Origin of the sequence: Pseudomonas sp. URMO17WK12:I12 (assembly GCF_000514395.1) — a bacterium.
Taxonomy (GTDB): domain Bacteria; phylum Pseudomonadota; class Gammaproteobacteria; order Pseudomonadales; family Pseudomonadaceae; genus Aquipseudomonas; species Aquipseudomonas mucoides.
Genome location: NZ_AZVV01000004.1, coordinates 156,347 through 177,154 on the forward strand (window position 1 = coordinate 156,347; position 20,808 = coordinate 177,154).

Below are 20,808 nucleotides of genomic sequence, written 5' to 3' on the forward strand. Positions count from 1 at the left end.
CGCACCATTACAGGCTAGTCGCTGCGCCGAAAAGCGCCGCTTCCAGCAACAAATTTCAACAATCAGATGACGATCCGCAAGCACTGGCCTGCGTGATACAGCGAGAATCCAGCCTCGTATAGACAACTGCGCAACCCTACTCCCGCCAGGGGCTGCATCGGTGCGAACGGAATCGGTAGCGCTTGAGGATTTCCGTTACACAAATAATCGGCAAAGGCTTTGCCGACGACTGTCCCCGTGGTCACGCCCCGGCCGTTGTAACCGGTGACTGCCACTAAACCGGGCGCCGGTTCGAACAGACGCATCAAATGATCGGGGGTGAACGCAATGCAGCCGGTCCACGTGCATTCCCACTCCACCGGTTTGAGGTAGGGGAAATAGTGTTGCTGAACGCGGTCAGCCCAGGCTTTGAGGAACCAGGCCGGTTTCTGATTGCCATTACCGAGACTTCCGAGCAACAGACGCCCGTCCTTGTCGCGACGAATGCTGCTGAGCACCTGACGGGTGTCCCAGGAACCCTGGCCGCCAGGCAGAATCTGTTGCGCGGCGTCTTCGGTCAGCGGGACCGAAGCCACTTGGTAGTAATAACCGGGGAAGAAATTGCGCCGCAACTCTGTCCAGTCACCTTCGGTGTAAGCGTTGGAAGCGATCACGACTTTCTCGGCCATGACCGAACCCTGAGCGGTTTGCACCGACCAGCGCTGGCCCTGGCGTTCGAGTCGGGTCACCGGGGAATGATCGAACAGGTGACCGCCGAGGCTGATGGCCGCTTTGGCCAGCCCGGTGGTGTAAGCCATCGGATTGAGGGTGCCCGCACGTCGATCAAGCAAGGCAGCGGCGATTTTCTTGGTACCCGTCGCCTGCTCGCAGGCCTGGCCGGTCAACAGTTCAACCGGCGCTCCGCGACGTTTCCATTGTTCTTCACGACTGCGCAAGTCCGCCTCGCCACGGGCGTTGTGCGCCATGTGCAGCGTGCCTTCGCGGCGTAACTGGCAATCGATGTTGTATTTGTCCACAAGGCTGAACACCAGGGACGGTGCCGCGCCGAGCATGCGGTTGAGCTGGCTGCCCACCGCTTCGCCGAAGCCGGCTTCGATGTCGTCCGGCGGAATCCACATGCCGGCGTTGACCAGGCCGACATTGCGCCCCGAACCGCCATGGCCGGCGCGATGAGCTTCCAGCACACACACCGATTTACCTTGTTCCAGTAGATGCACCGCCGCCGACAGACCGGTGAACCCGGCGCCGATGACGCAGACATCGACTGTCACTTCACCCTTGAGCGCCGCGTTGTCAGGCCTTTGCGGCGTCAGTTTTTCCCACAGACACTCTTCGCGTAACGGCATTGCAAGCTCCTGTCGGAGCAGCTACAAGTCGCAAGCTACAAGCCGCAAGCCAGTTTGCTTGCAGCTGGTAGCTTGTAGCTTGCCGCTGCTTAATCGAATGTAATGCCCTGAGCCAACGGCAATTCCAGCGAGTAGTTCACGGTGTTGGTCTGGCGACGCATGTAGCCGCGCCATGCATCGGAGCCCGATTCACGGCCACCGCCGGTTTCTTTTTCGCCACCAAACGCGCCACCGATTTCTGCGCCGCTCGGGCCGATGTTGACGTTGGCGATGCCGCAGTCGCTGCCGACCGCCGACATGAACTGCTCGGCTTCACGCACGTCGGTGGTGAAGATGCACGAAGACAGGCCTTGTGGCACGGCGTTGTTCAGGCGCAGGGCTTCGTCGAAATCCTTGTAGCCGATCACGTACAGAATCGGTGCGAAGGTTTCGTGGCAGACCACAGGGCTCTGCTCCGGCATTTCAACAATGGCCGGCGCGACGTAGTAGGCGTCAGGGAATTTGTCTTCCAGTTGACGCTTACCGCCGAATACCCGGCCGCCTTCGCTCAACGCCTGCTCCAGCGCGTCCTGCATGTTTTCAAAACTTTGTTTGTCGATCAGCGGACCGATCAGGTTGCCTTCCAGCGGATGGCCGATGCGCACTTTGGAATACGCGGCTTTCAAGCGGGTGACGATTTCTTCCTTCACCGATTCGTGCGCTATCAGGCGACGCAGGGTGGTGCAGCGCTGGCCGGCAGTGCCGACGGCGCTGAACAGGATGGCGCGAACGGCCATGTCCAGGTCGGCGCTAGGGCCGAGGATCATCGCGTTGTTGCCGCCCAGTTCGAGAATGCTGCGAGCGAAACGTGCGGCAATTTTCGGTGCCACTTCGCGGCCCATGCGGGTGCTGCCGGTGGCGCTGATCAGTGCGACACGCGGGTCATCGACCAGCGCTTCGCCAGCGTCGCGGCCGCCGATGATCACTTGGCTCAGGTGCGGTGGTGCGTCGCTGAAGTTTTTCAGTACGCGATCGAACAGCGCCTGGCAGGCCAGCGCGGTCAGCGGGGTTTTCTCGGACGGTTTCCAGATCACCGGGTTGCCGCAGACCAGCGCCAGCGTGGTGTTCCAGGCCCAGACCGCAACCGGGAAGTTGAACGCACTGATGACGCCGACAACGCCCAGCGGGTGCCAGGTTTCACGCATGTGGTGGCCAGGACGCTCGGACGCAATGGTCAGACCGTACAGCTGACGGGACAGACCGACGGCGAAATCGCAGATGTCGATCATTTCCTGAACTTCGCCCAGGCCTTCCTGAGTGATCTTGCCAGCTTCCCAGGAGACCAGTTCGCCAAGATCAGCCTTGTATTCGCGCAGGATGTCGCCCAATTGGCGCACCAGTTCGCCACGGCGCGGTGCCGGGACCTTGCGCCACAATTCGAACGCATGATCGGCACGACTGATGTGCTGCTCGACTTCAGCCGCGCCTTCCCAGTTCACGGCAGCAATCCGGCTGCCATCGATCGGCGAATGCACCGGCACTTTGCCGTTCTGGTACAGGGCCGGGTTTACACCAAGACGATCAAGCAATGCGGCAACCATGGGTCACTCCTCAAGCGAAAAACACAAAGGGTGCAGCCGGAATAATCACGGCTGATCAGACCTGTAGTTTTAGCGCCCCGGAGGTTACCCAACAAACGACCTTTAAGAGAGATATCATTCCGTTTATTCATGCTGCGAATTGCTGGTAAGAAAGAAACAAGAAAAAGGACTACCCATGCTGAATAAACGTTACCTGCCGTCGATCACCGCGCTGCAGTGTTTCGAGGCCGTGACCCGGCATTTGAGCTTCACCCGGGCCGCCGAAGAGCTGAACCTGACCCAGAGCGCGGTCAGTAAACAGGTCGCGCAACTTGAAGAATTGTTGCAGCACTTGTTGTTCCGCCGCGTGCGCCGACGCCTGCAAATGACTCCGGCCGGTGATTTGTACCTGGTGGAAGTCAGAAAAATCCTCACCCAGGTCGAGATGTCGACCCATTACCTGCGCTCCTACGGCGGGGAAACCGAAGTCTTGCGCGTCTCGACTCCGCCAACGTTCGGTGCGCGCTGGTTGGTGCCGCGCCTGAAAGGTTGGCGCCTGCGCCATCCCTCGATCCATCTGGACCTGTGCAGCGAGCAGGAAGCCGACGATTTATTGCAAGGTCGCAGCGATCTGGCGTTCTACTTCGGCCAGGGTTCAAGGCCCGGGACCGAATGCCTGAAGCTGTTCGGCGAAGAACTGGTGCCGGTTTGCGCACCGGGCAGCCTCCCCGACAAGCCGTTCACCGACCCGACACAGCTCACCGACCTGGTCCTGCTGCAAAACGCTTCTCGCCCGCAGGCCTGGCACGACTGGTTCGACAGTCAGGGCTACCACACCGAACACAGCTACCATGGCCCGCGGTTTGAAACCTTCTACATGTGCATTCGCGCCGCCCAGGTCGGCTGCGGCGTGGCGCTGTTGCCAAGGTTTTTGGTGGAAGAGGAATTGGCCGACGGCAAACTGGTCATCCCCTGGAAACACGCGATGCCGAGCACGGACGCCTATTACCTGGCGTATCCCGAGCATTCGGCGGAAGTGCCCAAGGTGCGGGATTTTGTGAAATGGATGCTGGAGCAGATAGATAGCCCGGATGGAGCACAAATCTAAAGTTTCACTCAATCCCTGTGGGAACGAGCTTGCTCGGTCCCACAGGGGTCTGCTGTTGTCCAAAAAATCGCTGGCAATTTTTACCCGTGATATGCGCCACTACCCCCATTCAATGCGGAGAACCCCGTTATGAGCGAGAGCGTGTTTGGCGATCGCATCGTGCAGAACCTGCTCGACACCGACTTCTACAAACTGACGATGATGCAGGCGGTGCTGCACAACTACCCGAACGTCGAAGTCGAATGGGAGTTTCGTTGCCGCAACAGTGAAGATTTGCGCCCGTACCTGGCGGAGATCCGTTTCCAGATCGAGCGTCTGGCAGAGTTGAGCCTGAGCCCTGATCAATTGGGTTTTCTGGAGCGCATCAGTTTTCTGAAGCCGGATTTCCTGCGGTTTCTCGGCTTGTTCCGCTTCAACCTGCGTTACATCCACACCGGCATCGAAAACGGCGAGTTGTTCATCCGCCTGCGCGGGCCGTGGCTGCATGTGATTCTGTTCGAAGTGCCGCTGCTGGCGATTGTCAGTGAAGTGCGCAACCGCTATCGCTACCGGGAGATCGTCCTGGAACAGGCGCGCGAACAGCTGTACCGCAAGTTCGACTGGCTGACCGCCAACGCCAGCAGCGACGAATTGTCCGAGTTGCAGGTCGCCGATTTCGGCACGCGCCGGCGCTTTTCGTACCGCGTGCAAGAAGAAGTGGTCAACGTGCTCAAGCACGACTTCCCCGGGCGTTTCGTCGGCACCAGCAACGTGCACCTGTCCCGGGAACTGGACATGAAACCGTTGGGCACCATGGCCCACGAATGGATCATGGCCCATCAACAGCTCGGTCCACGGCTGATCGACAGTCAAATTGCCGCGCTCGACTGCTGGGTGCGCGAGTACCGTGGCCTGCTGGGGATTGCCCTGACTGACTGCATCACCATGGATGCGTTCCTCGGTGATTTCGATCTGTTCTTCGCCAAGCTTTTCGACGGCCTGCGCCACGACTCGGGTGATCCGGTGGCATGGGCGGAAAAAGCCATCGCTCATTATCACAAGCTCGGCATCGACCCGATGAGCAAGACGCTGACATTCTCCGACAGCCTGACGCTGCCCAAGTCGCTGGAAATATTCCGCGCGCTGCGGGGTCGGATCAATGTCAGCTTTGGCATCGGTACCCACCTGACCTGCGATATTCCAGGTGTCGAACCGATGAGCATCGTGCTTAAAATGACGGCCTGCAACGGCCAGCCCGTGGCGAAGATTTCTGATGAGCCTGGCAAGACTCACTGCAAAGACCCGAATTTCGTCGCCTATTTGCGACACGTTTTCAAAGTACCTGCCGCCCTTTCAAGCACATCTAGCAAGGAGTGAATTCATGCAAGCCGTACAGCGTGAGATTGCTGAGCAGCTCAAGGTTCAACCACCGTTCGCCGACGAGGCCGCCCTTGAGGCAGAAGTCGCCCGGCGGGTGAGTTTCATTCAGGATTGCCTGGTCAATTCCGGGCTCAAGACCCTGGTGCTGGGCATCAGCGGTGGCGTCGACTCCCTGACCGCCGGCCTGCTGGCCCAACGCGCGATGCGTGAACTGCGTCAGCGCACCGGCGACAAGAGTTACAAGTTCATCGCGGTGCGTTTGCCGTACGAGACTCAGTTCGATGAACACGACGCCCAGGCTTCGGTGGACTTCATCGCCCCGGACGAACGCCACACCGTGAACATCGGCCCGGCGGTCAAATCCCTCGCCAATGAAGTCGCGGCCTTCGAAGGCAAGCACGCGGTGTCGGTGGATTTCGTGCTCGGCAACACCAAGGCGCGCATGCGCATGGTTGCTCAGTACACCATCGCCGGCGCGGCCCATGGCCTGGTGATCGGCACCGACCATGCGGCGGAAGCAGTGATGGGTTTCTTCACCAAGTTCGGTGACGGCGCCTGCGACCTCGCCCCGTTGAGTGGGCTGGTGAAGAATCAGGTTCGCGATATTGCTCGCAGCTTTGGTGCACCGGAATCGTTGGTAGAGAAAATCCCTACGGCGGATCTGGAAGACCTGTCGCCGGGTAAGCCGGATGAAGCGTCCCATGGCGTGACCTATGCCGAGATTGATGCGTTCCTGCACGGTGAGCCGGTGCGTGAGGAAGCGTTCAAGATCATTTGTGAGACTTACAAGAAAACTCATCACAAGCGGGTGATGCCGTTTGCGCCATAAGGACGTCGGCGTCTGTATGACGCCTTCGCGGGCAAGCCACGCTCCCACAGATTTTGTGTCGGACGCCGGTAATGGGCACGACGCAAATCCTGTGGGAGCGTGGCTTGCCCGCGATGAACGATGACTCGGTCAAACGTCAGGCACAAAAAAAGCGTCCCAAGCGGACGCTTTTTTTATGAGCTCGATTCGATTACTTCAGGGTAACCGTGCCTTTCATCATCGAGATGTGGCCCGGGAACGAGCAGAAGAAACCGTAATCGGTGCCCGCTGTCAGCTTCGATACATCGATGGTCAGCGTATCCTTCTCTCCGGCTCCGATGATTTTGGTATGAGCAATAACGCGATCATCACCGTCTTTCAGATAGTTTTTGTCGATACCGGCTGCCAGGCCATCGGTAGCGATCGGCTGCATATCTGCCGCTTTACTGATCACCAGGTTATGGCCCATGACATTTTTCGGCAGGCTGCCGGAGTGGGTCAGCTCTACGGTAAACGTCTTACAGCTTTTGTCGATTTCGATGGCCTTGGTGTTGAAGGTCATTTGATCGGTGGAGTCGACAGTGGCCTTGCATTCAGCAGCCATCAGTTGGCTGCTAGCCAGTGTCAGCAGGGATACCGCAACAAGTTTGGCAAACATGGTGAATCTCCAAGGCAGGGTTAACAAGAGTGCGAATGGACAGAAGACTGCCTGAAAACTGCGCAAGTTCCTATGACCTGAATCAAAAATTGTATACAACTTTCGGGCTATGACACCTATCGAAACAATCTACCAGCCAGACGTCTGGCCCGGCCCTATCATCAGGCCGTCATCCCTGATCTGGAGCGCCTGTCATGTCCTTGAATAGCCTGTTGTGCAGTTTGCTTGCCGCCTACGCCTGTGGTGCCAGCGGCACCTATGAAACACCCCAGCGCGAGGTTTAACCCTTGGAGCGTAGCTGACCTGCCTTTATTCTGTGGGCCATCCTGACCCTGGAGTAAGGCATGTCTTTAACGTCTGTTTGTGTATTTTGCGGCGCCAGCACCGGCACCCACCCAGCCTATCGTGAAGCGGCAGTTGCCTTGGGGCGAGCCTTGGCCGAGCGCAAGTTGACCCTGGTCTATGGCGGCGGTGCCGTCGGGCTGATGGGGATTGTGGCCGACGCGGCACTGGCGGCCGGCGGTGAAGTGATCGGGATCATCCCGCAAAGCCTCAAAGACAAGGAAATCGGCCACAGCGGCCTGACGCGCCTGGAAGTGGTCGACGGCATGCATGCGCGCAAGGCGCGGATGGCCGAACTCAGCGACGCGTTTATCGCGCTACCCGGTGGCCTCGGCACCCTGGAAGAACTGTTCGAAGTCTGGACCTGGGGCCAGCTCGGCTATCACGGCAAGCCGCTCGGCCTGCTGGAAGTGAACGGTTTCTACAGCAAATTGACCGGTTTTCTTGATCATATCGTCGGCGAAGGCTTCGTTCGCGCACCGCACCGTGACATGCTGCAAGTGAGCGAATCACCGCAAACCCTGCTCGATGCCCTGGACGCCTGGCAACCGTCGGTCCTGCCAAAATGGACCGATCAAAAACCCAGCTAACGGCTCGGCACCGATACAGGGCAGAATATGCGCCGCTCAACCTCACCTTCGACCCCAGAGGATCGCCCATGGCTAAACCTAATTATTCCTTCGCCAAACGTCAGAGAGACTTGGCCAAGGAGCAGAAGAAAGAGGAAAAGCTTCAGCGCAAGAAAGCTACAGCTGAAGAAGAAGCAGCAGCACTGAACCCGGATGCCGAAGGCGAAGTGGCTACAGACGAAACTGAAGCACCGAAAGATCAGGCGCCCGACGCCTGAGACCCTCAGGGCCGGATGATCTGATCAGGCCCACCGGATCTGTGTCCAGGGTCAGCAGTTGTTTTTGCTGACCCTCACAGTCCCCCTCTGAAATACCCCAATCCATAGAACGCACACACTCCTACAGGGGATCTGTGTTAATCCATTGGCATTACGGTGACGCGGACTTCCGGGTCGTGATTGCCGCCCCCCAGAATCACCCCACGCAATGGCGAAACATCGGAGAAATCCCGGCCCCAGGCCAGGGTGATGTGCTCAAGTGCCGGCTGAACGTTGTTGGTCGGGTCGAAATCGACCCAGCCCAGCACCGGGCAAAACACCGAGACCCAGGCGTGGGACGCGTCCGCCCCGATCAATCGCGGCTGCCCCGGCGGTGGCTGAGTCAGCAGGTAACCGCTGATATAGCGCGCCGCCAGACCACGAGAACGCACGCACGCGAGCATCAGGTGGGCGAAATCCTGGCAGACCCCGCGTCGGCGCTCCAGCACTTCCACCAACGGCGTCGCCACTTGGGTCGCTTCGGCGTCGAAGGTGAACTCGCTGAAGATTTTCTCCATCAGGGCCTGAACGCCCCACAGCAACGGTCGCCCCGCGGGAAAACAGCTCTCGGAGAACTCGACGAAATTGCGCTTCAAATGCACGTAAGGCGATTCGAACCGATACCGGCAGGCTTCGAGTATGTCGGGGGACAGCGGCTGGCTGCTGTAGGTCAACGCACTTCGCGTATCTTCCCAGGGCGGCGACTGTTTGAAGTCCAGCACGGGCCGGGGCAGGACCTCGACGGTCAGGCTGGCATTGACCAGCAATTCATCGTGCGGACGCTCGAAGGCCAGGCGCGTGAGCGGATTGCCAAACACATCCAGCTCATCCCGGCGCGTGGTCGGGTCGGGACTGATCTGCAATTGTCGAGCGGTGCAGCGTTGCCAGGCGCAGGGCCGCGGCCAGAGATGAGCGAGCTGCTGAGCCAAAGAAACCGGGCTGTCATAGTGATAATGGGTGTCGTGGAAAATCTGGTAGTGAGCACTCATCAGACAGACACCGTACGTTGGCTGACGTCATCGACATGAGCAAAATGGCGCAGGGCCAGGCGATCCGAGACCTGGCCACTGGCGTCGGCAATCTCTTGCAGCAAATCGGCCAGCCCATCGAGCGCGGCGCGAACGCTGGCTTCGCCGAACAAGGCGTTTTCCAGGCAGCCCAGATCGAACTGCGCCAGCCGCTCCACCAACAGCGGCAAACCGGCTTCGCGTGGCGCGCCAAAGTCGTCATTCAAGCGTTTCAGGGTTCGCGTCACCAACTTCAACTGGAACAGTACGGCGTGAGGGTTCTGCTCATCGAGCAGCAACAGGTCGAGCACCGGCAGCAATTGCGCCACCGCCAGATACCGCGAGCGGTAGGTGATGCTGCTGTTGCCCAACTCCAGCAGCCATTCCAGCCCGGCCTGATCAAAAGCCCCGGCACCGCGCAGAAACGCTGAAAGGCTGGCGCTGAGAAATTGCAGACGCTCGATCCGTCGGCCGATCATCAGGAAGCGCCAGCCTTCGTCGCGGGTCATGTCGTCCAGGGCGAAACCTGACAGCGCCGCCAGCGACATCACCAGACGGTTGAGGAAATCCAGCAGCTCACCAAAGTCCGGCTCTCCGGTTTCCAGTTCCATGGCTTCGCGCTGCAATTCCACCAGCGCCTGCCAATTTTCCCGCGAGAGTTTGCCGCGCACTTGCGAGGCCGCCCACTGCAGGCGTTGCAGATTGGAACGCAGGCTGAATGGCCAATCGTCACCGAGCAAGGCGGCCAACAAACGCTCCGGCAACTCGCCTTCATCGGGCAAAAGATTCAGCCGTTCACCGAGGTCGACGGCCGCCTGCAAGGCTTGCGGATCATCGCCGTCGACGTAGCGCGCCAGCACGATCCGCAGCAGTCGCGCGCTGTCATCACAACGTTCGCAATAGCGGCCGAACCAAAACAGGTTTTCCACCACCCGCGAGGGCAGATAAGGGTCTCGCCGAACCAGGTCATGCACACCGATCGTGCGCTGGGTTTTCCATTGCTCGCCGCTGGGCGGACGATCCCCTAGTACCCACGTGTCCTTGCTCGCACCGCCGCGCTGCATCGACACCACTTCGGCGTCCGCCTCGGCCGCCACGCGGGTCAGACCGCCGGGTAAAACCCGGTAGCCGTCATGGCTGGCCACGGCGTAGACGCGCATGCCGATGGCACGCGGTTGCAATTGACCGTCTTCGGCCTGCCAGATCGGCGCCTGGGACAACTGGGCCATTTCTTGCGCCACATAGGCATAAGGCCGCGCCTGCATGCGCTCAGCCAGGGCCTGACGCTGTTTTTCACTCAGATCACGGCCAAACACAGGCGCGAAGCTTTGAGACGGGAACGCTGGTTTGATCAGCAACTCTGGCAGTTTTTCCAGCGCTTGAGCCAGCACGGGCGCCTCGCCGCACCACCAGGTTGCGATGGACGGCAGGATCAGTTCTTCGCCGAACAGGAACTGATTGATCTTCGGCAGAAAGCCCAATAACCCCGGCGACTCCAGCACGCCGCTGCCGAGGGCATTCGCCACCAACACCCGCCCTCGCCGCACGGCTTCGAGCAGCCCCGGCACGCCCAGTGCAGAATCGGTGCGCAGCTCCAGCGGGTCGCAGAAATCATCGTCGAGCCGGCGCATGATTGCGTGAACCCGACGCAGGCCGCTCAGGGTTTTCAGGTAGACCGTGGCATCGCGCACCGTGAGGTCGCCGCCCTCCACCAATGGGTAACCGAGCTGACGCGCCAGATACAGGTGTTCGAAATAGCTTTCATTGAAGCGCCCCGGGGTCAGCAACACGATCAGCGGAGCTTCATCATCGCGCGGGGCCTGACGAGCCAGGGTTTCCTGAAGCGTGCGGAAGAACCCGGCCAGATGCTGCACTTTCAAATCGCGATACAGCTCGGGAAAGGCCCGGGACACGATGGTGCGGTTTTCCAGGGCGTAACCGGCGCCGGACGGCGCTTGCGTCCGGTCCGCGGTGACCCACCAGCGGCCATCAGGCGTGCGTGCCAGATCGACGGCATACAGATGCAGAAAAACCCCGTCGGGCGGCGCAATGCCCTGACAGGGCCAGAGGAAGTTGTTATGACCGAACACCAGTTCTGCCGGCAACAGACCTTCGGCGATCAAGCGTTGCGGGCCGTACAGATCCGCCAGCACCGCATTCAACAGACGCGCCCGCTGTGCGATCCCAGCTGACAGCTGCGCCCACTCATCCGCGGCAATCACATGGGGCAACAGATCCAGTTCCCACGGCCGATCCGCGCCTTTTGGATCGGCGTAAACGTTGTAGGTCACGCCGTTTTCCTGGATCTGCCGGGTCAACAAGGCCTGACGCAGCACCAATTGTGCAGGCGTGCTGCGTTGCAATTGGTCGATCAGCCGACGCCAGTGCGGGCGTACGGTGCCGCTGTCGTCGAGCAGTTCGTGATAAGTGCCCGCCGTCAGCGGGTAGCGGTCAAGCAGGTCAGGCATGGAAAGCTCGGCAGACAGCAAAGAACAGTCAGACTAACGCACGCTCATGACGCCCGGATAGACGAAAAATCCGAGCGTCGCGTACGACTTAGAAACGTCGTAAATCGAGCGTCATCGGCAGCTCGTCGTTGATTTCCACAGTCGGTACGGGCAGCTTTCCCGGCGTGTGCCCTATACGGAAAAATCGCGCCATTCGCCGGCTCTCTGCCTCATTGGCGTTCACCGGCAGGCTGTCGTAGTTGCGCCCACCCGGATGGGCCACGTGGTATTGGCAGCCGCCTAGCGAACGCTGCATCCAGGTGTCGAGCAAGTCGAACACCAATGGCGCATGGACCGGGATGGTCGGTTGCAAACAGTTGGCCGGTTGCCAAGCGCGAAAACGCACGCCGGCAACAAACTCCCCAACCCGTCCGGTGGGTTGCAACGGCACCGGAATACCATTGCAGGTCAGCAGATAACGTTGCGGTGGCAGGCCGGTGAGCTTGACCTGCAAACGCTCCAGCGATGAATCCACATACCGCACCGTGCCGCCGACCGCGCCCTCCTCACCCAACACATGCCACGGTTCCAGTGCCTGACGCAATTGCAGTTCAATGCCGCTGACCGCGTAATCACCGACCTTGGGAAAACGGAACTCCAGATGCGCGGCGAACCACTCGGCCCGCACCGGATACCCGGCCGCATTGAGATCGACAATGACGTCAGCGAAATCCTGTTCGATAAAGTGCGGCAACAAGAACCGGTCGTGCAGCTCCGTGCCCCAGCGCGCGAGCTTCGGCGGCGCATAAGGCTCACGCCAGAACCGCGCGACCAGCGCTCGCAGCAACAATTGCTGAGCCAGGCTCATGCGCGCGTGTGGAGGCATTTCAAAAGCACGCAACTCCAGCAAGCCAAGACGTCCGGTGGCACCGTCCGGCGAATAGAGTTTGTCGATGCAGAATTCGGCACGGTGGGTGTTGCCGGTCACGTCGATCAGCAGGTTACGCAGCAACCGATCCACCCGCCATGGCGCGCATTCCTCACCCGGTGCAGGCATTTGGGCGAAGGCGATTTCCAGTTCATACAGCGCATCGTTGCGCGCTTCATCGACGCGCGGTGCCTGGGACGTCGGGCCGATGAACAGCCCGGAAAACAGGTAGGACAGCGACGGATGGTTATGCCAGTAGCTGATCAAGCTGCGCAGCAAGTCGGGACGACGCAGAAACGGCGAGTCGGCCGGGGTCGCGCCGCCGAGCACAAAATGGTTACCGCCCCCCGTGCCTGTGTGCCGCCCGTCAATCATGAATTTTTCGGTGGTCAGTCGGGTCTGGCGCGCTTCTTCGTACAGAAACTCGGTGCGTTCAACCAACTCGTCCCAGGTCGCGGATGGCTGCACGTTGACTTCGATCACGCCCGGATCCGGGGTGATACGAAAGTTGCTCAGACGCGGATCGCTTGGCGGTTCATAGCCTTCCAGCAACACCGGGCAATGCAGCTCTTCGGCAGTGGCCTCGATGGCGGTGACCAGTTCCAGATAATCCTCGACCCGCTCCAGCGGCGGCATGAACAGGTACAACCGCCCTTCCCGGGCTTCAGCGCAGAACGCCGTGCGTGTCAGCCAGTCGGCAGACTCGTCGATTTTCGGCTCGCGCTCAACCGCTTCGGCCGGCGCGCCTGGACTGTTCAACGCCATGGTGTCGGGAAGCGCCGGGAATTCCTGATTCGGGTCGTTGGGATGAATGAACGGATACTCGGCCGCTTTCACCCAAGGCTGCGAGCCGAGCGGCAAGCGATAACCCAGCGGAGAATCCCCCGGCACCAGCCGGCAATGCTCGTCACGCAGATACCAGCGACCGCTTTGCCATTGATCACCCTTGGCGGTGCGCGCCAGCGGCAGGACCTGGCCAATGACTTTATCCAGCCCCTGGCTGAAGACTTTACGCAGACGTGCACGCTCCAGCGGCTCTTCCAGACGTGAGTCTTCGGCGCTGACGTTCTGCGGCAATGTGCCTTCGCGCCATAGGTAATAGAAATTGTCTTCGTAGGCCGGGAACACGAAGCGTGTCGGAAGCTTCAGCCGTTCGGCGACGCTCGCCAGAAACCGACCAGCCAGTGCGCCATCAGCGCCGTAGTCTTCCTGCTCATCGGCGATCAGCCCGCTGTTGTGCCAGATCGGCACGCCATCGCGGCGCCAATAGCAATTCAACGACCAACGTGGCAACTGCTCACCGGGGTACCACTTGCCCTGGCCGAAATGTACGAGGCCTTTGGGCGCGTAGTGTTTGCGCATGCGCTGGAACAGTTCGGCGGACAGTCGACGCTTGTCCGGCCCGAGCGCGGCGGTGTTCCACTCGGCGCCATCCGGGTCATCGATGGAAACGAAGGTCGGCTCGCCGCCCATGGTCAGGCGCACATCGTCTTCCAGCAGGTCGGCATCGATCTGCCGGCCCAGCGCCTGGATCGCCAACCATTGATCGTCGGTATAGGGCCTGGTGACGCGAGGGGCCTCCCAAATCCGTTCCACGGACATTTCGTGGGTGAACTCGCACTCGCACGGCTCCACCAGGCCACTGATCGGCGCCGCAGAGCCCGGATCGGGGCTGCACGCCAACGGAATGTGGCCTTCGCCGGCAAACAGCCCTGAGGTCGCGTCCAGGCCGATCCAGCCGGCACCGGGCAAATAGACTTCGCACCAGGCATGCAGGTCGGTGAAGTCCACGTCAGTGCCGGATGGACCGTCGAGGCTTTTGACGTCGGCGGTCAATTGAATCAGGTAACCGGAAACAAAGCGCGCGGCCAGCCCGAGGTTACGCAGCAGTTGCACCAGCAACCAGGCCGAGTCGCGGCAGGAACCGGAGGCGTGTTCGAGGGTGTGCTCGGGTGTCTGTACGCCCGGTTCCATGCGGATCAGGTAACCGATGTCTTCGCTCAAGCGCTGGTTGAGCGCGACGAGGAAATCCACGCTGGGCAGCGGCGTGCGGTCGATGCCGTCCAGATAGGCCTTGAACTTCGGCGTCAGGGGCAGGGTTTCCAGGTACGGCGCCAGTTCCTTGCGCTCGTCGGCGGCGTAGGTAAACGGGATTTTTTCCGCGTAGGGCTCGAGGAAAAAGTCGAAGGGATTGAAGACCGCCATTTCCGCGAGCAGATCGACTTCGATCCGCAGCTCATCGGTTTTCTCCGGAAACACCAACCGCGCCAGGTAATTGCCCTGCGGGTCTTGTTGCCAGTTGATGAAGTGCTGCTCGGGCGAGACTTTCAGCGCATAGGACAGGATCCGCGTGCGACTGTGGGCGGCCGGGCGCAGGCGAACGATCTGCGGACCGAGTTCGACAGCGCGGTCGTAGCGGTAATGCGTGACGTGGTGCAATGCGACATGAATCGACACGGCGTGCCTCCTGCGAGCCCTAAGCGTTATCGAAAGCGCGCAAGACTTATGCCATCGCGGCATCGCTGGCGCTTTCTCCATTTGCTTGAGGCAGTACAGCACCAAAATCGGGCGATGCGGGAAATTGGTTGGGGGTAGTTGCACGCAAATGTTGCGGTCGGGGCGCCGTCGGCCGGGTTTTCAGTGGCGCACAACGTAAAACGCCAACCCGAAGGTTGGCGTTCTGTTCAGCTCAAGCAAGGCTTAGCGCGGTACAACCGGCTTGCGGGCAGGCTTAGGACCCTTGCCTTTCGCCGCGTCCTTGCGCTCCTTGGCCGCCTGCTGGTTGCGGGCGAACGCCGCCGCCTTGGCCTGTTCACGCTTGTCCCACGGGTTACCGCCATCGCTGGCACGCGGTGGCAGGCCGGTGTGCTGGGTCAGGATCTTGGTGGTCTTTTCCCCTGCAACCTTGTGACTACCAGCCGGTGTCGAGTTCTTGCGACGGGCGCTCTGGTAGCTGTCGGTCGCCGGTTGATGCAGCGGGATCAACTGGTTCTTGCCCGGCCCGATCAGGTCGGCGCGGCCCATGCGGGTCAGCGCTTCACGCAGCATCGGCCAGCCTTTCGGGTCGTGATAACGCAAGAACGCTTTATGCAGGCGACGCTGCTCTTCGCTCTTGACGATGGTCACGGCGTCGCTCTTGTAAGTGACCTTGCGCAGCGGGTTCTTGCCCGAATGGTACATCGCGGTGGCGGTGGCCATCGGCGACGGGTAGAACGCCTGCACCTGGTCGGCGCGGAAGCCGTTGCCCTTGAGCCACAGGGCCAGGTTCATCATGTCTTCGTCGGTGGTGCCCGGGTGGGCGGCGATGAAGTACGGAATCAGGTACTGCTCTTTCCCGGCTTCCTTGGAGTACTTCTCGAACATGCGCTTGAACTTGTCATAGCTGCCAATGCCGGGCTTCATCATCTGGTTGAGCGGACCTTCCTCGGTGTGTTCCGGGGCGATCTTGAGGTAACCACCGACGTGGTGGGTCACCAGCTCCTTGACGTATTCCGGCGACTCGACCGCGAGGTCGTAGCGCAGGCCGGAAGCGATCAAAATTTTCTTCACGCCCGGCAAGGCACGGGCGCTGCGGTAGAGCTGAATCAACGACGAGTGATCGGTGTTCAGGTTCGGGCAGATGCCAGGGAACACGCACGAAGGCTTGCGGCACGCGGATTCGATTTCCGGGCTCTTGCAGGCGATGCGGTACATGTTCGCGGTCGGGCCGCCGAGGTCGGAAATGACGCCGGTGAAACCCGGCACCTTGTCGCGGATCTCTTCGATTTCGCGAATGATCGACTCTTCGGAGCGGTTCTGAATGATCCGGCCTTCGTGCTCGGTGATCGAGCAGAAGGTGCAGCCGCCGAAGCAGCCACGCATGATGTTCACCGAGAAGCGGATCATGTCGTAGGCCGGAATCTTTTCTTTGCCGTACGCCGGGTGCGGGATGCGCGCATAGGGCATGCCGAACACGTAGTCCATTTCTTCAGTGGTCATCGGAATCGGCGGCGGGTTGAACCAGACATCGACGTCGCCATGCTTCTGCACCAGCGCGCGGGCGTTGCCCGGGTTGGTTTCAAGGTGAAGCACGCGGTTGGCGTGAGCGTACAGAACGGCGTCGCCACGGACTTTTTCTACCGACGGCAGACGAATCACGGTCTTGTCGCGGGTCATCTTCGGGCTGGCCAGGATCTGCACGACCTTGGCTTCAGTCGGATCTTCAACCGGCCCTTTTTCCTGCTCGATGGCGCAGGCCTGGGTGTCCTGGGTGTTCACGTACGGGTTGATGATCTTGTCGACCTTGCCCGGACGGTCGATGCGCGTGGAATCGACTTCGTACCAGTCTTTCGGCGTATCACGACGGATGAACGCGGTGCCGCGCACGTCGGTGATGTCTTCGATCTTGTGACCGTAGGACAGACGCTGGGCGACTTCGACGATCGCACGCTCGGCGTTGCCGTAGAGCAGGATGTCGGCACAGGCGTCGATCAGGATCGAGTTGCGCACCCGGTCCTGCCAGTAATCGTAGTGGGCGATGCGGCGCAGGGACGCTTCGATGCCACCGAGCACGATCGGCACGTGGTTGTAGGCTTCCTTGCAGCGCTGGCTGTAAACCAGGCTCGCACGGTCCGGCCGCTTGCCCGCCAGGCCACCGGGGGTGTAGGCGTCGTCAGAGCGGATTTTCTTGTCGGCGGTGTAGCGGTTGATCATCGAGTCCATGTTGCCGGCCGCGACACCGAAGAACAGGTTCGGCTCGCCGAGCTTCATGAAGTCGTCTTTGGACTGCCAGTTCGGCTGGGCAATGATCCCGACGCGGAAGCCTTGCGACTCCAGCAGCCGGCCGATGATCGCCATGCCGAACGACGGATGGTCAACGTACGCATCACCGGTGACGATGATGATGTCGCAGGAATCCCAGCCAAGCTGATCCATCTCCTCCCTGCTCATCGGCAGGAATGGCGCTGGACCGAAACATTCGGCCCAGTACTTGGGATAGTCAAATAACGGCTTGGCTGTTTGCATGACGATGACCGGTGTTGAGATGAAAAATCGCGGGCGCGGAATATAGCACAAAAAATAACCAATTCCGACGGCTATGGTCGGAAATTAGTGTCGACCCAATCGCGAGCAAACCCGCTCCCACAAGAACGTTGAGATCCCTGTGGGAGCGGGCTTGCCCGCGAAGAGGCCCTCTCAGGCACAACACAACTTACTCGTCGTCGAAGTTATAGCTGCCCGGCGCCAGGTTTTCGAAGCGGGTGTACTTGCCGATGAACGCCAGGCGCGACGTGCCGATCGGGCCGTTCCGCTGTTTACCGATAATGATTTCGGCGATGCCTTTGTGCTCGGTTTCCGGGTGATATACCTCATCCCGGTACACGAACATGATGACGTCAGCATCCTGCTCGATCGCTCCCGATTCCCGGAGGTCGGAGTTGATCGGACGTTTGTTTGGTCGTTGCTCCAGGGAGCGGTTGAGCTGAGACAACGCCACCACCGGGCAGTTGAATTCCTTGGCCAGGGCTTTCAAGGAACGGGAGATCTCGGAAATCTCGTTGGTCCGGTTGTCACCGCCGGAACCTGGAATCTGCATCAATTGCAGGTAGTCGATCATGATCAGGGCAACATCGCCGTGCTCACGCACCAATCGACGGGTTCGTGCACGCATCTCCGACGGGCTGATACCGGCCGTATCGTCGATGAACAGTTTGCGGTCGTTGAGCAGGTTGACCGCCGAGGTCAGGCGCGGCCAATCGTCGTCGTCGAGGCGACCGGCCCGGACCTTGGTCTGGTCAATACGGCCCAGGGACGACAACATACGCATGATCAGCGATTCACCTGGCATCTCGAGCGAGTAAACCAGGACGCACTTGTCGCTGCGCAACACGGCGTTTTCCACCAGGTTCATCGCAAAGGTGGTTTTACCCATGGACGGACGGCCGGCGACGATGATCAGGTCGGACGGCTGCAGGCCGCTGGTCTTCTCGTCGAGGTCGGTGTAGCCGGTGGACAGGCCGGTGATGGCGTTGTCGGTGTTGAACAGGGTGTCGATGCGGTCGATGGCCTTGGTCAGCAGGTCATTCACGCTCACCGGGCCGCCGGTTTTGGGCCGGGCCTCGGCGATCTGGAAGATCTGCCGTTCAGCTTCGTCGAGAATCTCTTCAGCCGTGCGGCCTTCCGGATTGAAGGCACTGTCGGCAATCTCGGTAGCGATGCCGATCAGTTGGCGCAATGTCGCCCGCGCACGAACGATCTGTGCGTAAGCCTTGATGTTGGCGACGGACGGCGTGTTTTTCGCCAGTTCGCCAAGGTAACCGAGACCACCGACCTGCGAGGTCTGACCTTCCTTGTCCAATTGCTCGGCAAGGGTCACGACGTCGATCGGGGAGTTCTGGTCGGCGAGCTTGGCGATCGCGCGGAAGATCAGGCGGTGGTCATGTCGATAGAAGTCGCCATCCGACACTTGATCGAGCACGCGTTCCCAGGCGTTGTTGTCCAGCATCAAACCACCGAGCACGGCCTGTTCGGCCTCGATGGAGTGCGGCGGCACCTTCAGGGAAGCGGTTTGCAGATCGTATTGCTCAGGTGCGGAGATATCGTTCATGGCCACTTGAATTGAGTGTGTGAAAATCAGGAACTGCAGAAAGACAAAGGGCACGACCTGTAAACAGGATCGTGCCCGATGTTACCGGCAAGCACCCGAGGGTGCCAGCCGACAAGTACTACTTAAGCTGCTACCACGACAACGCGTACGGTGGCTTCAACTTCAGCGTGCAGGTGCACGGCTACGTCGAATTCGCCTACGTTGCGGATGGTGCCGTTCGGCAGACGAACTTCGCTTTTTGCAACTTCAACGCCAGAGGCGGTCAGTGCATCAGCGATGTCGTGGGTGCCGATCGAACCGAACAGCTTGCCTTCGTCACCAGCGGTGGCAGTGATAGTCACTTCCAGCTCAGCCAGTTGGGCGGCACGGCTTTCAGCCGAAGTTTTACGGTCTGCTGCGGCTTTTTCCAGCTCAGCGCGACGCTCTTCGAACGCGGCCAGGTTGGCAGCGGTCGCAGCGGTAGCTTTGCCGTAAGGCAGCAGGTAGTTACGACCGTAACCAGCCTTAACGTTCACTTTGTCACCCAGGTTGCCCAGGTTGGTGACTTTTTCCAGAAGGATCAGTTGCATGTGAAAATCCTCTTAACTTTTAACCTTCACCGTTCGCGTTATCGGCATCTTTCGGTGCCGAACGACCGCGAAAATCAATCAGGCTGTCGACGATGGCCAAGACCACCAGCAACGGATAGATCAGCTGCATGAACAGCAACAGCGTGACGTACAACCCCACCAGCCAGAACCTGGCCAGTCGCTTTTGCGCCACCAGCCCGTGAATCAGGGCCAGCCCGGCGAACACCAGCGGTACGCTGCACAACGGCGTTAACATGGCCATCTGCGGACCAATGTTCGGCCCCAGAAGCATGCACGCCAGCAGCAACATCGCCGGCAAAAACGGGAATCGGATGGCGCGAAACTCGCGACCAAAACCACCCGGGTTGTACAACAACGCCTGCCAGTAGCGCCCGACAAGCAGGCTCAGCACACTGACGATTTGCAACAAGGCCGCAATCAGGCCGGTCAGGACCGGTGCAATCAGGGACGCAAAATGCGCTTGCTCGTCTACCGACAACTTCTCGTAGACATCACCGAGTAGCGACGGCATGACTTTTATCAAAGCCTGCGCCAGCATCTCGATTTGGGGACCAAACGTCGCCCCCAGCACCACCGAAAACACCACTCCCATCGCTATGCTGACCAGCAGCACGCGGTCCCAGGATTCGCTTGCGCGCAAAACCAACGCAAGGCTCGAAGAACCCAGCAGCACCAGAAGTGCCCGAGGGTCATCCGAGTAAAGCCACCAGATCAACGCCGGCAACATTCCCAGGGCAAGAACGCCAAGGGCGTCCTTCAATCCGCGCCGCAGAAGCACAAGGCATCCCGCGGCAGCACCCAACCAATACAACAACGGCAATGTTACGCATCCAGCCACTACGAGAGTGGCCTGCATGCGGCCGCGCATGATGAACTCAGCTATGGCGCGCATGCATTCAATCCTTTGCTACGTGTCGACTGCCCGGTCTCAGCGGCCGTGGCTGTCGGTGTAGGCCAGCAGGGCCAGGAAGCGGGCGCGCTTGATAGCGGTGGCCAGCTGACGCTGATAACGTGCTTTGGTACCGGTGATGCGGCTTGGAACGATTTTGCCGGTCTCGGATACATAAGCTTTCAGAGTGTTGAGATCTTTGTAATCGATCTCTTTCACGTCTTCAGCGGTGAAGCGGCAGAATTTACGACGACGGAAGAAACGTGCCATGTAATAGGCTCCTCAAAAGGTCCGT

Annotated in this window: 16 protein-coding genes; 5 read left to right on the forward strand and 11 right to left on the reverse strand. The window is 60.1% G+C overall.

Features of this window, described 5'->3' with window-relative positions:
• Nucleotides 1–62 precede the first annotated feature (62 nt).
• Complete coding sequence (locus tag D882_RS0103575; RefSeq protein ID WP_027921963.1) at nt 63–1,346, reverse strand: FAD-binding oxidoreductase; 1,284 nt, start codon at nt 1,344–1,346, stop codon at nt 63–65.
• Between the two features lie 89 nt (nt 1,347–1,435).
• Nucleotides 1,436–2,926 carry an aldehyde dehydrogenase family protein gene (locus tag D882_RS0103580; RefSeq protein ID WP_027921964.1) on the reverse strand — a complete coding sequence of 497 codons (1,491 nt, stop codon included), beginning with the start codon at nt 2,924–2,926 and terminating at the stop codon, nt 1,436–1,438.
• Nucleotides 2,927–3,101: 175 nt separating this feature from the next.
• Between D882_RS0103580 and D882_RS0103585 the strand changes: the two genes are divergently transcribed.
• The 3 genes from D882_RS0103585 (at nt 3,102) to nadE (ending at nt 6,201) form a co-directional block, all read left to right on the forward strand.
• Nucleotides 3,102–4,013: a LysR family transcriptional regulator gene (locus D882_RS0103585; protein WP_027921965.1), complete on the forward strand. Its 912-nt coding sequence runs from the start codon at nt 3,102–3,104 to the stop codon at nt 4,011–4,013.
• 129 nt (nt 4,014–4,142) lie between these two features.
• Nucleotides 4,143–5,369, forward strand: coding sequence for a nicotinate phosphoribosyltransferase (gene pncB, locus D882_RS0103590; protein WP_027921966.1), 1,227 nt, complete (start codon nt 4,143–4,145; stop codon nt 5,367–5,369).
• 4 nt (nt 5,370–5,373) lie between these two features.
• Nucleotides 5,374–6,201 (forward strand): ammonia-dependent NAD(+) synthetase, encoded by an 828-nt coding sequence (gene nadE / locus D882_RS0103595; protein ID WP_027921967.1) that lies wholly within the window; start codon nt 5,374–5,376, stop codon nt 6,199–6,201.
• A gap of 190 nt (nt 6,202–6,391) precedes the next feature.
• Here nadE and azu read toward each other — a convergent pair whose 3' ends face one another.
• The gene (azu, locus tag D882_RS0103600; RefSeq protein WP_027921968.1) at nt 6,392–6,838 is read right to left on the reverse strand and encodes an azurin; all 447 of its coding nucleotides are present in this window, start codon (nt 6,836–6,838) and stop codon (nt 6,392–6,394) included.
• Between the two features lie 344 nt (nt 6,839–7,182).
• Between azu and D882_RS0103610 the strand changes: the two genes are divergently transcribed.
• Both D882_RS0103610 and D882_RS0103615 read left to right on the forward strand, forming a co-directional pair.
• Nucleotides 7,183–7,770, forward strand: coding sequence for a TIGR00730 family Rossman fold protein (locus D882_RS0103610; protein ID WP_027921969.1), 588 nt, complete (start codon nt 7,183–7,185; stop codon nt 7,768–7,770).
• Nucleotides 7,771–7,838: 68 nt separating this feature from the next.
• Nucleotides 7,839–8,027, forward strand: coding sequence for a hypothetical protein (locus tag D882_RS0103615; protein ID WP_007947526.1), 189 nt, complete (start codon nt 7,839–7,841; stop codon nt 8,025–8,027).
• A 137-nt stretch (nt 8,028–8,164) separates the two neighbouring features.
• On the opposite strand, the gene D882_RS0103620 is transcribed toward D882_RS0103615, so the two are convergent.
• The 8 genes from D882_RS0103620 to rpsR form a co-directional block, all read right to left on the reverse strand.
• Nucleotides 8,165–9,055 carry a transglutaminase family protein gene (locus tag D882_RS0103620; RefSeq protein ID WP_027921970.1) on the reverse strand — a complete coding sequence of 297 codons (891 nt, stop codon included), beginning with the start codon at nt 9,053–9,055 and terminating at the stop codon, nt 8,165–8,167.
• A complete protein-coding gene (locus tag D882_RS0103625; RefSeq protein WP_027921971.1) occupies nt 9,055–11,541 on the reverse strand; it encodes a circularly permuted type 2 ATP-grasp protein in 2,487 nt (828 codons plus the stop codon). Before D882_RS0103625 ends, D882_RS0103620 begins: the two co-directional genes overlap by 1 nt.
• 88 nt (nt 11,542–11,629) lie before the next feature.
• Entirely contained in the window at nt 11,630–14,905 is a 3,276-nt protein-coding gene (locus D882_RS0103630) for a DUF2126 domain-containing protein (protein WP_027921972.1), read from the reverse strand.
• A gap of 243 nt (nt 14,906–15,148) precedes the next feature.
• Nucleotides 15,149–17,452 (reverse strand): YgiQ family radical SAM protein, encoded by a 2,304-nt coding sequence (locus D882_RS0103635; RefSeq protein ID WP_027921973.1) that lies wholly within the window; start codon nt 17,450–17,452, stop codon nt 15,149–15,151.
• Nucleotides 17,453–17,639: 187 nt separating this feature from the next.
• Nucleotides 17,640–19,034, reverse strand: coding sequence for a replicative DNA helicase (dnaB, locus tag D882_RS0103640; RefSeq protein ID WP_007947521.1), 1,395 nt, complete (start codon nt 19,032–19,034; stop codon nt 17,640–17,642).
• 122 nt (nt 19,035–19,156) lie between these two features.
• Nucleotides 19,157–19,603, reverse strand: coding sequence for a 50S ribosomal protein L9 (gene rplI, locus D882_RS0103645; protein ID WP_003197251.1), 447 nt, complete (start codon nt 19,601–19,603; stop codon nt 19,157–19,159).
• A 19-nt stretch (nt 19,604–19,622) separates the two neighbouring features.
• A complete protein-coding gene (locus tag D882_RS0103650) occupies nt 19,623–20,516 on the reverse strand; it encodes a hypothetical protein (protein ID WP_027921974.1) in 894 nt (297 codons plus the stop codon).
• A 36-nt stretch (nt 20,517–20,552) separates the two neighbouring features.
• Nucleotides 20,553–20,783 carry a 30S ribosomal protein S18 gene (rpsR, locus tag D882_RS0103655; protein WP_002551829.1) on the reverse strand — a complete coding sequence of 77 codons (231 nt, stop codon included), beginning with the start codon at nt 20,781–20,783 and terminating at the stop codon, nt 20,553–20,555.
• Nucleotides 20,784–20,808 lie beyond the last annotated feature (25 nt).

Coding starts and splice junctions, on each gene's coding strand:
- D882_RS0103575 (WP_027921963.1), bottom strand. CDS start 1,346: ATGCCGTTACGCGAAGAGTGTCTGTGGGAAAAACTGACGCCGCAAAGG.
- D882_RS0103580 (WP_027921964.1), bottom strand. CDS start 2,926: ATGGTTGCCGCATTGCTTGATCGTCTTGGTGTAAACCCGGCCCTGTAC.
- D882_RS0103585 (WP_027921965.1), top strand. CDS start 3,102: ATGCTGAATAAACGTTACCTGCCGTCGATCACCGCGCTGCAGTGTTTC.
- pncB (WP_027921966.1), top strand. CDS start 4,143: ATGAGCGAGAGCGTGTTTGGCGATCGCATCGTGCAGAACCTGCTCGAC.
- nadE (WP_027921967.1), top strand. CDS start 5,374: ATGCAAGCCGTACAGCGTGAGATTGCTGAGCAGCTCAAGGTTCAACCA.
- azu (WP_027921968.1), bottom strand. CDS start 6,838: ATGTTTGCCAAACTTGTTGCGGTATCCCTGCTGACACTGGCTAGCAGC.
- D882_RS0103610 (WP_027921969.1), top strand. CDS start 7,183: ATGTCTTTAACGTCTGTTTGTGTATTTTGCGGCGCCAGCACCGGCACC.
- D882_RS0103615 (WP_007947526.1), top strand. CDS start 7,839: ATGGCTAAACCTAATTATTCCTTCGCCAAACGTCAGAGAGACTTGGCC.
- D882_RS0103620 (WP_027921970.1), bottom strand. CDS start 9,055: ATGAGTGCTCACTACCAGATTTTCCACGACACCCATTATCACTATGAC.
- D882_RS0103625 (WP_027921971.1), bottom strand. CDS start 11,541: ATGCCTGACCTGCTTGACCGCTACCCGCTGACGGCGGGCACTTATCAC.
- D882_RS0103635 (WP_027921973.1), bottom strand. CDS start 17,452: ATGCAAACAGCCAAGCCGTTATTTGACTATCCCAAGTACTGGGCCGAA.
- dnaB (WP_007947521.1), bottom strand. CDS start 19,034: ATGAACGATATCTCCGCACCTGAGCAATACGATCTGCAAACCGCTTCC.
- rplI (WP_003197251.1), bottom strand. CDS start 19,603: ATGCAACTGATCCTTCTGGAAAAAGTCACCAACCTGGGCAACCTGGGT.
- D882_RS0103650 (WP_027921974.1), bottom strand. CDS start 20,516: ATGCGCGCCATAGCTGAGTTCATCATGCGCGGCCGCATGCAGGCCACT.
- rpsR (WP_002551829.1), bottom strand. CDS start 20,783: ATGGCACGTTTCTTCCGTCGTCGTAAATTCTGCCGCTTCACCGCTGAA.